The organism is Streptomyces sp. NPDC037083, assembly GCF_055606485.1.
Window position 1 is genome coordinate 316,012 of sequence record NZ_JBVJSQ010000011.1, and the last position, 12,928, is coordinate 328,939.

The 12,928-nt window shown below is 68.0% G+C and carries 8 protein-coding genes; 7 read left to right on the top strand and 1 reads right to left on the bottom strand.

The genetic code is table 11. The features are described 5' to 3' along the window. Nucleotides 1-50: 50 nt before the first annotated feature. A complete protein-coding gene (locus tag ACZ7DE_RS28305; RefSeq protein ID WP_470765971.1) occupies nucleotides 51-3,875 on the bottom strand; it encodes a GH92 family glycosyl hydrolase in 3,825 nt (1,274 codons plus the stop codon). A 394-nt stretch (nucleotides 3,876-4,269) separates the two neighbouring features. Here ACZ7DE_RS28305 and ngcE point away from each other — a divergent pair, with 394 nt between their 5' ends. From ngcE to ACZ7DE_RS28340, 7 genes are all read left to right on the top strand, one after another. Next, nucleotides 4,270-5,733: an N-acetylglucosamine/diacetylchitobiose ABC transporter substrate-binding protein gene (gene ngcE / locus ACZ7DE_RS28310; protein ID WP_470765973.1), complete on the top strand. Its 1,464-nt coding sequence runs from the start codon at nucleotides 4,270-4,272 to the stop codon at nucleotides 5,731-5,733. Between the two features lie 45 nt (nucleotides 5,734-5,778). After that, a complete protein-coding gene (locus tag ACZ7DE_RS28315) occupies nucleotides 5,779-6,705 on the top strand; it encodes a carbohydrate ABC transporter permease (protein ID WP_470765975.1) in 927 nt (308 codons plus the stop codon). 2 nt (nucleotides 6,706-6,707) lie between these two features. Beyond that, nucleotides 6,708-7,640, top strand: a complete 933-nt coding sequence (locus ACZ7DE_RS28320; protein WP_470765977.1) for a carbohydrate ABC transporter permease — start codon at nucleotides 6,708-6,710, stop codon at nucleotides 7,638-7,640. Between the two features lie 319 nt (nucleotides 7,641-7,959). Next, a complete protein-coding gene (locus ACZ7DE_RS28325) occupies nucleotides 7,960-9,159 on the top strand; it encodes an ROK family transcriptional regulator (protein ID WP_470765979.1) in 1,200 nt (399 codons plus the stop codon). 123 nt (nucleotides 9,160-9,282) lie between these two features. Then, the gene (locus ACZ7DE_RS28330; RefSeq protein ID WP_470765981.1) at nucleotides 9,283-10,383 is read left to right on the top strand and encodes a sugar ABC transporter substrate-binding protein; all 1,101 of its coding nucleotides are present in this window, start codon (nucleotides 9,283-9,285) and stop codon (nucleotides 10,381-10,383) included. A 260-nt stretch (nucleotides 10,384-10,643) separates the two neighbouring features. Further along, entirely contained in the window at nucleotides 10,644-11,435 is a 792-nt protein-coding gene (locus ACZ7DE_RS28335; protein ID WP_470765983.1) for an ATP-binding cassette domain-containing protein, read from the top strand. Beyond that, the gene (locus tag ACZ7DE_RS28340) at nucleotides 11,432-12,823 is read left to right on the top strand and encodes a sugar ABC transporter permease (RefSeq protein WP_470765985.1); all 1,392 of its coding nucleotides are present in this window, start codon (nucleotides 11,432-11,434) and stop codon (nucleotides 12,821-12,823) included. The genes ACZ7DE_RS28335 and ACZ7DE_RS28340 overlap by 4 nt, the downstream gene beginning before the upstream one ends. Nucleotides 12,824-12,928 lie beyond the last annotated feature (105 nt).

Genomic DNA, 12,928 nt, shown 5'->3' on the forward strand with positions numbered 1-12,928 from the left:
GGATCACGAGTGACGCCCGGTACAGCGGACGATCGCTGTTGGTTACCAGATCATGACAACAACTCGACCTCCGCCAGGCGCAGTTCACCTCCCGCGCCACCGCTCGGTCCGCCTTCGCCGCCGAAGACCAGCCGGTAGTGCCCGTACGTGCCGGGGCGGGTGACCGTGAAGGCCCGTGTCTGCCGGTCCCAGCGGAACGTCTGCCCGGCGCGCCGGTCCAGCTCGGTCCACGTCAGCCCGTCGACGGACCCCTGCAGGGACCAGCTTTCGGGAGCCTGGGCGTGTTCGGCGGACGTCAGGGTGTACTGCACCGCCTTCCTCCGCGCGGTGACCGGCAGGGGGAGCGTCCCCGGAATTGTTGCCCGCGTGTCCGACGTGTCGTCGAACAGGGCGCCTTCCCCGCCCTTGAGCACGTCCGTGCGAGGCGTCGGCGCCTTGTCGTCCCGGGTGATGGAGACCGGACCGGCGTCCTTGCCCGTCCCCCAGGCCGAGGGGCGCGGTCCCATGTCGAACTCCAGGGTCGCGCCCGCGGCCAGGAGGGAGTGGGGAAGCGAAGTGGACCTCCAGGCTCGGCCGTTGACCTTCAAGCCCTGGACGTAGACGTTCTTCGCGCTGTTCTTCGGCGCTCCCACCACCAGGTCCCTGCCGTTCTCCAGGTGCACGGTCGCCTTGGTGAACAGCGGCGATCCGACCGCGTATTCACCGCTGCCCATCACCAGCGGGTAGAACCCGAGTGCGGAGAACAGGTACCAGGCCGACTGCTCGCCGTTGTCCTCGTCACCGTGATAGCCCTGCCCGATGGAGCTGCCGGTGTAGAGCCGGGCGAGCACCTCACGCGCCTTCGCCTGCGCCTTCCACGGCTGCCCGGCCGCGTCGTACATGTAGATCGCGTGGTGGGCGACCTGGTTGGAGTGCCCGTACATGCCCATCCGCACGTCCCGCGCCTCGGTCATCTCGTGGATCACACCGCCGTACGAGCCCACGAACTCCGGCGAGGCGGTTTCCGGGGTCGCGAAATAGGCGTCGAGCTTCCTGGCCAGACCGTCACGGCCGCCGTAGAGGTTGGCCAGGCCCCGGCTGTCCTGCGGCGCGGTGAAGGCGTAGCCCCAGCCGTTGGTCTCGGTGTAGTCGTAGCCCCACACCCGCGGGTCGTACGTCCCGGACGCCGTACGCCAGTCGCCCTTCTCGTCCCTGCCCTGGAAGAACCCGGCCCGGCTGTCGAAGAGGTGGACGTAACCCCGTGCGCGGTTCAGGAAGTAGGCGGCCTCCTCCTGATAGCGCTTGTGCCCGGTCCGCCGGTACAGGGCCTGCCCCATCCGGGCGATGCCGTAGTCGTTGAGATATCCCTCCAGCGCCCACGACAGGCCCTCGTGCGTCGCCGTGCTCGTGTAGCCGAGGTAGGGGGAGGTCGACATGCCCTTGCGGCCCACCCCCGGGGCCGGGGGCACGACCGTCGCGTTCTTCAGCGCTGCCTCGTAGGCCGTCTCGGCGTCGAAGCCCACGCCCTTGACGAAGGCATCCGCGAAGGCCACGTCCGAGGACGTGCCGGTCATCAGGTCGGCGTAGCCGGGGGAGGACCAGCGCGAGGTCCAGCCGCCGTCCTTGTACTGCTGCACGAAGCCGTCGGTCAGCGCGCCGGCCCGCGTCGGCGTCAGCAGCGCGTAGGCCGGCCAGGTCGTCCGGTAGGTGTCCCAGAAGCCGTTGTTGACGTACACCCTGCCGTCCACGATCTTCGCGCCGGTGTGCGTCGGGGTGTCGGGACCCGGCATCGGCGAGAACGGCGAGGCGTACCGGTCCTTCGCGCCGACCCTCTCGAAACCGGAGTTGGGATACAGGTACAGCCGGTACAGGCTGGAGTACAGCGTCGTCAGCCGGTCCTGGCTCGCGCCCTCGACCTCCACCGTGCCCAGAAGCCTGTCCCACTGCTGCTGGGCCCGCGACTTCACCGTCTCGAAATCGGTGCCCTCCGGAATCTCCTGGCGAAGGTTGTCGCGGGCCTGCGCGACGCCGATGAGGGAGGTCGCCAGGCGCAGGGTGACGGAGTGGTCGGCCCCTGCGTCGAACCGCAGGTATCCCTTCACCCCGCTCGACGCCCCGTCCGTCGCCCGGGCGTCGAACTCGCCGTACACGAAGAGCCGGGTCGCTCCCGCCGACAGTCCCGACTTCACGTCGGAGTAGCCGGTCACCACCCCCGCTTCCCGATCGAGCGTGAGTCCCGCCTGTTCGGTGACGTTGTCGAAGACCACGCCCGCGTCGGACCCCGGATAGGTGAAGCGCAGCGCGGCCGCATGGTCGGTCGGCGCCATCTCGGCCCTGAGACCGTTCTCGAAACGCACCCCGTAGTAGTACGGGCGAGCCGTCTCGTTCGCGTGCCGGAACGCCAGCGCCCGGGCCGTCCGGCCGGTGTCCGGGACGCCGGCCGCGGCGGACGGCATCACCTGGAACGTCTGCCGGTCGCCCATCCACGGGCTCGGCTCGTGGCTCGCGCCGAACGCCTGGATCGTGGGCAGGTTGTCCGCGTTGTTGCCCCGCGCGTAGTCGTACAGCCAGCCGAGCGACGACGCGTTCGTCACCGGCGTCCAGAAGTTGAAGCCGTGCGGCACGGCCGTCGCGGGAAAGGTGTTGCCGCGCGAGAAGCCGCCGCTGGAGTGGGTGCCGCGGGTGGTCACCGCGTAGTCCGAAAGGTGCGCCTTCCTCGGCTCCGGGGCGGCCGTGCGCAGCGCGATGTCGTCCACCCAGCCCCGGAACCGCGCGGGCCCGCCGGGGGAGTCGTAGGCGAGCAGGATCCGGTCGACCGTCTTCCCGGCGGCCACCGTCCCGATGTCCGACACCACGTCGTTCCACTGGTTGACGTACAGCACCTTCGCCGCGCCCTGCCCGCGGGGCGACAGGGAGAAGCCGTACTGGTCGCTCGCCCCGAGCCCGCTCAGATAGGTCCCGTCCGTGAAGGCCAGGTCCACGCCGACGTGGGTGGCGGCGTAGTCCCGGTCGCCGTCCGCCATGGCCGGGAAGATCCGGTAGGCCAACCGGGTGCGTGGGCCCACCCGGACGTTCACGTCGAAGACCTTGTTGTAGGAGAACGCCCGGCCCGGCGCGGTGTGCCGGCCCGCGTAGCGCAGCGCCCGTCGGCCGGTGAAGCCGGCCCGGGCCTTCGCGGTCGGCGAGCCGCTCGGGCCGCGGTCGACGACGGTGAGCATGTCCGGCGGGACGGGCCCGTCGCTCGCGCCCGTCCCGAACCGCACGTCGGCGAGTTGCAGGATTCCGGCGCCGCGGTTCCTGGTGACCTCCAGCCGGAAGTGCCGGTACTCGGCCGGGGCCGCGAGGCGGTAGGCGCGGGTCTGGAGCCGTTCCGCGAAGACCTCCCCGGAGCGTGCGTCGAGCCGCGTCCAGGCGATGCCGTCCGCCGAGCCGGACAGAGTCCAGTCGGCGGGATCGCGTTCGGCGACGTCATTTGCGGAAGTGAGCGCGTAAGCGCTTACCCGCGCCGGGGCGTCGAGGTCGAACTCGACCCAGCCGGTGGCGGCGAAGGCGAGCCACTTGGTGCTCGCCTCGCCGTCGACGAGGTTCTCCTTCACCTCGCCGCCGGCCGTGTTCTCCGCACTCGCCCGGACGTCCGTGATGCGCTCGGTCACGTCGCCGGGGAGCCCGCCGCCGTAGCCGCCGTCGACTCCCGAGGCGCGCTTGCCGCCGTCGGGCGAGGTCTCGACGGCGCTCTGCCAGTCGGGGGCGCGATCACCCGCCTCGAAGGACGAGGCGAAGCCCCGGGCCGGGAAGGGGACCGGGGTCGGCAGCGCCGCCGCCGACCCCGGCACGCCCGCCGTCATGACCAGGACGGCCGTGACCACGACCGCCCGCAACCGTCCCCAACGCTGCATCGCTGAGCACCCTCCCCGCGCCGGACGACGCCCCGGACAACGATGTCCTCCTGATTGCGCAGGAATCAGTAGGTGGGCAAGTGGAGGGTGATGTCAAGGATGTTGATTGCGTCAGAGCGGGGTTCATGTCATGCCATTTTCCGGCAAGGCGCCCACCGGCCGGTCATATTTCCGGGAGGTCTCAACTCGGAAAAGACCCATGGCCAACCCTGCATTCGATCTTGCCCCATTGGCCGAGAGTGGACTATACCTGTCGGCGATTCACCGTCGAGACCCGTCGAGACCCGTCGAGACCGTCGAACCGCGCGATCCGCACGACCCTGCTTGACCTGACCGCGGTGCCGGGAAGGATCCGGTTCACCGCCTGAGTCCTGGAGAAGGCGAGGACTTGAGCATGGGATCCCACTCCGAGTACAACGGCTCCGACACGAGCGGCTCTGCGGTTGTCGGCCGCAGAGACCTGATCAGGAGATCGGCGGCGCTCGGCCTGATCTCCGTCCCCACGATGAGCTTTCTGTCGGCCTGCGCCAGCAGCGGCGGGGGCGGCGAGGACAAGGCCAAGGCCGGAAAGAAGACCGCGAAGAACCCCCTCGCGGTCAACGAGACCGCCCAGATGGAATTCGTCCTGTTCGACGGCGGTTTCGGCAAGGAGTACGCCGAGGACGCCGTGAAGATCTACGAAAAGGACTTCCCGAAGGCGAAGGTGAGGTTCTCGGCCACCCAGAAGATCCAGTCCACGCTCCAGCCCCGTTTCAACCAGGGCACCCCGCCCGACCTCATCGACAACTCGGGCGCCGAACAGATGGACATGGGCGTCCTGGTGGGCAAGAACCAGCTCGCCGACCTCACACCGCTCCTCGACGCCGCGTCCTACGACGACCCGGCCAAGAAGGTCCGCGACACCCTGCGCCCCGGCATCGTCGAGATGGGCCAGTTCGACGGCGACCCGGTCTGGATCATGTACTACGCCTACACCGTCTACGGCGTCTGGTACTCGCAGAAGGCCCTGGACTCGCTCGACGTCACGTATCCGCAGACCTGGGACGAGATGCTCGCGGTCTGCGCGAAAGCGAAGAAGAAGGGCATTGCGGGCTGGACATACGCGGGCAAGTACCCGTATTACCTTCCCTTCTCGCTGTACCCGATGATCGGCAAGGTGGGCGGCCGCGAAGTCCTCGACGCCATCGACAACCTGGAACCGAACGCCTGGAAACACCCCGCAGTGAAGGCGTGCTTCGAGGCGTACTACGAGCTCTACAAGAAGGGGTACGTCCTGCGGGGCACCCCGGGGCTGGACCACATCCAGTCGCAGACCGCGTGGGCCAAGGGCAAGGCGCTGTTCATCCCCAACGGCTCCTGGGTCGAGAACGAGTCGGCGAACGTCATCCCGAAGGACTTCGACCTGGCGGTCTCCGCGCCCACCGGCATCGACTCCTCCGACAGGATGCCCTTCGGCACCATCTGGGCCTCCGGCGGCGAGCCGTTCGTCGTGCCCGCCAAGGCGAAGAACACGGCCGGCGGCATGGAACAACTGCGCATCATGCTCGGCGAGGCGTCCTCGAGGAACTTCACCGCCAAGGTCAAGTCGCTGACCGCGTACAACGGCGGCACCGACGGCATCACCCTCACTCCCGGGCTGAAATCGGGCGTCGCCGCGCTGGACAAGGCCGGTGAGAACGTGGTGAATCCCCGACTGCAGGACTGGTACGTGCAGTTGCAGAAGGAGAAGATCGGGGTGTCCGGTCTCGGCGAGATGATGGCCGGCCGGATCACTCCGGCCGAGGCGATCAAGAAGATCCAGGATTACGCCGACGCGACGGCCAAGGACACGACGATCAAGCATTACAAGCACCAGTGACGACGGGAATCCCGGCGAAGCGTCCATCACAGCACCGGAGTGGCGATGCAGCACGGCAAGTACCGGTTCATCGTGGGGTTCCTGGCACCCCCCCTGGGGCTGTACGCGCTCTTCGTGGTGTGGCCCTTCATCCAGTCCATCTATTACTCGTTCACCGACTGGACCGGCCTCAGCCCCGAATTCAGGATGGTCGGCCTCGGCAATTACCGCAGGATGCTGGACGACGACATCTTCTGGAAGTCCCTGCAGCACAGCCTGATGTTCGCGATCGTGCTGCCGCTGGTGACGATCAGCCTGGCGCTGTTCCTCGCCTTCATGATCAATGTCGGTGGACGGCGGAGGAAGGGCGGCCCGGCGATCTCCGGCGTCCGGGGCTCTTCCTTCTACAAGATCGTCTACTTCTTCCCGCAGGTGCTCTCCATCGCCATCGTCGCGCTGCTGTTCGCCTTCGCGTACAACCCGGACAGCGGCGCGATCAACTCGTTCCTGCGCGGTGTCGGGCTGGACGGTCTCCAGCCCCTCTGGCTCGGCGACCCGGACCTCGCGCTGTGGTGCGTGATGGCGGTGCTCGTCTGGTCGACGGTCGGTTTCTTCGTGGTCCTGTTCTCCGCCGGCATGGCCTCCATCCCGGCGGACCTCTATGAGGCCGCGCTGCTCGACGGCGCGAACCGGGCCACGACGTTCTTCCGCGTCACCCTCCCGCTGCTCTGGGACACGGTGCAGTCGGGCTGGGTCTACATGGGCATTCTCGCGCTCGGCGCCGAGTCGTTCGCGGTCGTGCAGATCATGACGACCGGACCGGGCGGCCCCGACTACTCGACCACCGTCATGGTCCTGTACGTGTACCAGAAGGCGTTCCGTGACGGTCAGGCCGCCTACGCCACCACCATCGGTGTCGCCCTGCTCGTCGTGACGCTGGCCTTCGCCGCGGTCGTGCTGCGACTGGGACGGCGCGAGCGGCTGGAGTACTGACGATGAAGACGACCGAAACCCCCGCACCCCTGCCGGCCGGCTCAGGCGCCGGCACGTCCGTCACGAAGATCGACCTGCCCTCCGGAAAGCCTCCGGCCGAGGAGAAAACGGACGGAAAGGTCCTCAACGTCTTCTCTCATGGCATCCTGGTCATCTGGGCGATCATGGTCGTACTGCCCCTGCTCTGGGCGGTGATGACCTCCTTCAAGGACGACGGCTCCATCTTCGGCTCGCCCTGGTCGCTGCCGGACACTCTGCACTTCGACAACTGGTCGCGGGCCTGGACCGAGGCCAACATGAGCGACTACTTCCTCAACACCGTTCTGGTGGTGGGCGGTTCGCTCATCGGCACGCTCGCTCTCGGCTCCATGGCGGCCTACGTCCTGGCCCGGTTCGACTTCCCCGGCAACCGTTTCGTCTATTTCCTCTTCATCGGCGGCATGAGCTTCCCGGTCATGCTGGCGCTGGTCCCGCTGTTCTACGTCGTGAACAACATGGGGCTGCTGAACACCATCCACGGCCTGATCCTCGTCTACATCGCGTACTCGCTGCCGTTCACGGTGTTCTTCCTGACGGCCTTCTTCCGCACGCTGCCGTCGTCGGTGGCGGAGGCGGCCTTCGTGGACGGCGCCTCGCACAGCCGTACGTTCTTCCAGATCATGCTGCCCATGGCCAAGCCCGGTCTGATCAGCGTGGGCATCTTCAACTTCCTGGGCCAGTGGAACCAGTACATGCTCCCCACGGTCCTCAACACCGACCCCGACAAGCGCGTCCTCACCCAGGGGCTGGTCCAATTGGCCGTCAGCCAGGGATACAAGGGTGACTGGTCGGGGCTGTTCGCGGGACTGGTGATGGCGATGCTGCCGGTCCTGGCCGCGTACATCGTCTTCCAGCGGCAGGTCGTGCAGGGACTGACCGCCGGAGCGCTGAAGTAGGGACGCGCGCCTCCCGTCCGGCGCCCCGAGCCCGAGCCCGAGCCCCGCATCCGGCGACCCGCGTCCGGCAAGTGGGTGAGGGGCGATGGGCCGAAGCGGTGGAATGCGCGACGCCCTTCGCCCGGCCGCTTCCGCCACGCCCCGCACCCGGCCCCGTACGCCCCGCGACGGAGGCCCGACCACGCTCCGTGTCTCTCTGCAAGCAGGCGGATACTGTTCAACCTCTTGACGGGAGGCGACCCGAACGGCTCAGCTTAGAGTTCACTAGTTGGACATAGACGGGGCCTCATCGAAGCGGTCCCGCGCGCGGGAGGTCGTCGTGGAGACTCCGGGGTCGCAGTCGTCGCTGCACCGAGCCAACCTGGAGCGAGTCGTACGCGCCGTGCGTCTGGCCGGGTCCCTCACACAGGCGGAGATCGCCAGGACGACGGGCCTGTCCGCAGCGACCGTCTCCAATATCGTGCGTGAACTCAAGGACGGCGGCACCGTCGAGGTGACGCCCACCTCGGCGGGCGGGCGACGGGCCCGCAGCGTCAGCCTGAGCGGTGACGCCGGCATCGTCATCGGCGTCGATTTCGGCCATACCCATCTACGGGTCGCGGTCGGCAACCTGGCCCACCAGGTCCTGGCCGAGGAGGCCGAGCCGCTGGACGTGGACGCCTCCTCGACACAGGGCTTCGACCGGGCGGAACAGCTGGTCACCCGCCTGATCGAGGCGACCGGGGTGGATCGTACGAAGGTCGCCGGAGTCGGTCTCGGCGTCCCCGGGCCGATCGATCTGGAGTCCGGCTCGCTCGGTTCCTCCGCCATCCTGCCCGGCTGGATCGGCACCAGGCCCGCCGAGGAGATGAGAGACCGGCTCGGTGTGGCCGTACACGTGGACAACGACGCCAACCTCGGCGCCCTCGGCGAGATGGTCTGGGGCAGCGGGAGGGGCGTTCGTGATCTTGCTTACATCAAGGTCGCGAGCGGTGTCGGCGCCGGTCTGGTGATAGACGGGAAAATCTATCGCGGGCCCGGCGGAACTGCAGGAGAAATCGGACATATTACACTTGATGAATCCGGCCCTGTCTGCCGCTGCGGAAACCGGGGCTGCCTGGAGACCTTCGCGGCCGCGCGCTATGTGCTGCCGCTCCTCCAGTCCAGTCACGGCACGGATCTGACGATGGAAGGCGTTGTGCGGCTGGCCAGGGACGGAGACCCGGGCTGCCGTCGGGTGATCGCCGACGTCGGCCGACATATCGGCAGTGGAGTCGCCAATCTCTGCAACCTGCTGAACCCGAGCCGGGTGGTGCTCGGCGGTGATCTCGCCGAGGCCGGTGAGCTGGTGCTCGGGCCGATCAGAGAGTCCGTCGGCCGCTATGCGATCCCGAGTGCGGCGCGTCAACTCTCCGTTCTCCCGGGGGCACTTGGAGGCCGCGCGGAGGTGCTCGGAGCGCTCGCTCTCGCGCTGAGCGAAATGGGCGATTCCACCCTTTTGGATGGCACTCTGACCGCGGCGACACCTGCCTTCACTTAGAGAACGAATGACGCCGTTGCCATCTCGTTAAGTATTTACTTCTTGACGTCGCACGTGTGGCCGAGTTGACTTCCAGCCACCTCGGCCGCAGCGTTGCGGCCCTGTCAGGGAGGCACACCCCAAATGAACGCAACGATGCGTAGAGTCGTGATCGGCGCCACCGCCGTCTCCATGGCGTTGTCGATCGCCGCGTGCGGCAAGGCCGGCGACGACAAGGGCAGCGACTCCGGCAGCAGCAGCTCGGGCGACAAGTCCATCGGCCTGCTGCTCCCCGACAGCGTCACCGCGCGGTACGAGAAGTTCGACAAGCCGTACTTCGACGCCAAGGTCAAGGCGCTCTGCTCCGACTGCAAGCTCGAGTACGCGAACGCCGCCGCCGACCCCGCCAAGCAGGCCCAGCAGGTCAGCAACATGGTCACCAAGGGCGTGAAGGTCATCGTGATCTCCGCCCAGGACTCCGCGGCGATCAAGTCCTCCATCCAGTCCGCGGTGGACAAGGGCGTCAAGGTCGTCGCGTACGACCGCCTCGCCCAGGGCCCGGTCAGCGCCTACGTCTCCTTCGACAACGTCAAGGTCGGCGAGCTCCAGGGCCAGGCCCTGCTCGACGCCCTCGGCGCCAAGGCGACCACCAAGTCGAAGATCGTCATGATCAACGGCGACGACGCCGACCCGAACGCCGCCCAGTTCAAGGAAGGCGCGCACAAGGTCCTCGACGGCAAGGTCGACATCGCCTACGAGCAGTCCGGCCTGTGGAAGGACACCGTCGCCGCGCAGAAGATGTCCGCGGCCATCACCCAGCTGGGCGCCAAGAACATCGCGGGCGTCTACTCCGCCAACGACGGCATGGCCGGCGGCATCGCCAACACCCTCAAGGGTGCGAAGATCAGCAACATCCCGCTGACCGGTCAGGACGCGGAGCTCGCGGCCATCCAGCGCATCGTCGCCGGCACCCAGGCCGCCACGGTCTACAAGGCCTACAAGCCCGAGGCGGAGACGGCCGCACAGCTCGCCGTCAACCTGCTCGAGGGCAAGGACATCAAGTCCCTGGCCACCGCCACGTCGACCAGCGGCTCCGGCGACAAGGTCCCCTCGCAGCTGCTGACCCCGGTGTCGGTCACCAAGGCCAACATCAAGGACACCGTCGTCAAGGACGGCCTGTTCACGGTCGCCCAGATCTGCACCCCCGAGTACGCCGCCGCCTGCAAGGCCGCCGGCCTCCAGTAGCGGCACCCGGTCCCGGGGAAACCGCTCCCCGGGACCCGTCGACCGCCCCGCGGTCCCGCGAGACCTGTCCGGCGCCCGTCCCTTCTTCACACCCCGCTGCCGGGGCGGGCGCCGGACGGAACCGTTGCCAAGAGCAGCGGATTCGCGCATGTTCATCTTGTAAACCTCGTGCGTCGACGCCGCGTCACCCGCGCGTCGCCCACATCCCTCCGCGCCTGTCTTTTGCGCGCGGCATCCCCGCCGGTCAGGCGGCGAAGGAGATGGTTCACGTGTCCGCTACGCCCGTGCTGGCGTTGCGCGGAGTCTCCAAGCGATTCGGTGCTGTGCAGGCACTCACCGACGTCGAGCTGGAGGTTCACGCCGGAGAAGTGGTCGCCCTGGTGGGCGACAACGGCGCAGGAAAGTCCACTCTGGTCAAGACGATCGCGGGTGTCCACCCCATCGATGACGGCGTCATCGAGTGGGAGGGAAAGCCCGTCAGCATCACCAAGCCGCACGACGCCCAGGGACTCGGCGTCGCCACCGTCTACCAGGACCTCGCCCTGTGCGACAACCTCGACGTCGTCGGCAACCTCTACCTCGGACGTGAGCTGCTGCACCGCGGCGTCATCGACGAGGTGACGATGGAGAAGAACGCCCGGGAGCTGCTGTCCACGCTCTCCATCCGCATCCCGAGCGTGCGCATCCCGATCGCCAGCCTCTCCGGCGGTCAGCGCCAGGTCGTCGCCATCGCCCGCGCCCTGATCGGCGAGCCGAAGGTCGTCATCCTCGACGAGCCCACGGCCGCCCTCGGCGTCGAGCAGACCGCGCAGGTCCTCGACCTGGTCGAGCGGCTGCGCGAGCGCGACCTCGGCGTCATCCTCATCAGCCACAACATGGCCGACGTCAAGGCGGTCGCGGACACCGTCGCCGTCCTGCGTCTGGGCAAGAACAACGGCTCCTTCCCCGTGAAGGACACCAGCCACGAAGAGATCATCGCCGCGATCACGGGTGCCACGGACAACGCCGTGACCCGTCGTGCGGGGCGTCGCACCGCGGAGGCGGCAAAGTGAGTGACACGTCGAAGACCGTGAAGAGCGACTCCTCGGAGCCCGGGAAGGGCGGCAAGACCGAGAAGGCCGCGACGGCGACCGAGGTCACGAAGTCCGAAGGCGTGGTCGAGGGCCAGGAGACCGTCGCCCCCGCCGACGACCCGACGGCGGCGCCCGTCACCGTCGTCGACCCTCGGCTGCTGATCCGCGAGGAGGGCCTCAAGGGCTACCTCACCGAGTTCAAGCGCAAGGTCAAGGGCGGTGAGCTGGGCCAGATCCCGGTCGTCATCGGCCTGATCGTCATCTGGACGATCTTCCAGCTGCAGAACGACCGCTTCCTGAGCGCTGACAACCTCTCCAACATCAGCTACTTCCTGTCGGCCACCGGCATGCTCGCCATCGGCCTGGTGTTCGTGCTGCTGCTCGGCGAGATCGACCTGTCGGTCGGTTCCGTCAGCGGTCTGGCGTCCGCGCTGTTCGCCGTCTTCGTGACGGACCACGGCATGAACCCATGGATGTCCCTGGTCCTGGCGGTCCTCACCGGCATCGCCGTGGGTGCCCTGCAGGGATGGTTCTTCGCCAGGATCGGCGTACCGGCGTTCGTGGTGACCCTGGCCGGCTTCCTCGGCTGGAACGGCCTGATGCTGTGGCTGCTGGGCTCCAGCGGCACGATCAACCTGCCGTCGGACTCCGGCCCCATCCACCTGTTCGGCCAGAACTCCTTCTTCATGGACCAGGCCATCATCGGCGCGTGGATCCTGGCCGGCCTCGCCGTCGGGCTGTCCCTGATCGGCAACTTCGGTGAGCAGCGTCGCCGCCGGGCCGCGGGCGTTCCGTTCCGTCCGACCAGCGAGATCCTGCTGCGCGTCGGTCTGCTCGCCCTCGCCGCGTTCGTCTCCGCCGCCGTGCTGAACAACGCCTCCGGCGTCTCCAACGCGCTGGTGATCTTCCTGGCGGCGCTGGTGATCGTGGACTTCGTGCTGCGCCGCACGACGTACGGCCGCAAGGTGTTCGCGGTCGGCGGCGGCATCGAGGCCGCCCGCCGTGCCGGTATCAACGTGCCGATGGTCCGGATCACCGTGTTCGCCATCTCCGGCGGCTTCGCCGCGCTCGGCGGCATGTTCTTCGCGGGCCAGACCGCGGGCGCGTCGCTGAGCGCCGGTGGCGGCAACACCCTGATGCTCGCCATCGCGGCGGCCGTCATCGGCGGCACCAGCCTCTTCGGCGGCCGCGGCACCGTTTGGTCCGCCCTCCTGGGCATGCTGGTCATCCAGTCCATCCAGACCGGTCTCGACCTGCTGAACATGAACACCTCGATCCAGTACATGATCACCGGTGGCGTTCTGCTCGGCGCCGTCGTCATCGACTCGGTGTCCCGCAAGAGCCAGAAGGCGGCCGGCCGGGGCTAGCCCCGCGCACGACCCCAGGTGCCCGGCATCCTTCGGATGCCGGGCACCGTCGTGTCATAGGAGCGGCCGATCCTGGGTACGGCCGTTCGCGTGACCTATGACGCA

Excerpts from the sequence above, each read along its gene's own strand:
- ACZ7DE_RS28305 (WP_470765971.1), bottom strand. The coding sequence starts at position 3,875 with ATGCAGCGTTGGGGACGGTTGCGGGCGGTCGTGGTCACGGCCGTCCTG.
- ngcE (WP_470765973.1), top strand. The coding sequence starts at position 4,270 with ATGGGATCCCACTCCGAGTACAACGGCTCCGACACGAGCGGCTCTGCG.
- ACZ7DE_RS28315 (WP_470765975.1), top strand. The coding sequence starts at position 5,779 with ATGCAGCACGGCAAGTACCGGTTCATCGTGGGGTTCCTGGCACCCCCC.
- ACZ7DE_RS28320 (WP_470765977.1), top strand. The coding sequence starts at position 6,708 with ATGAAGACGACCGAAACCCCCGCACCCCTGCCGGCCGGCTCAGGCGCC.
- ACZ7DE_RS28330 (WP_470765981.1), top strand. The coding sequence starts at position 9,283 with ATGAACGCAACGATGCGTAGAGTCGTGATCGGCGCCACCGCCGTCTCC.
- ACZ7DE_RS28335 (WP_470765983.1), top strand. The coding sequence starts at position 10,644 with ATGGTTCACGTGTCCGCTACGCCCGTGCTGGCGTTGCGCGGAGTCTCC.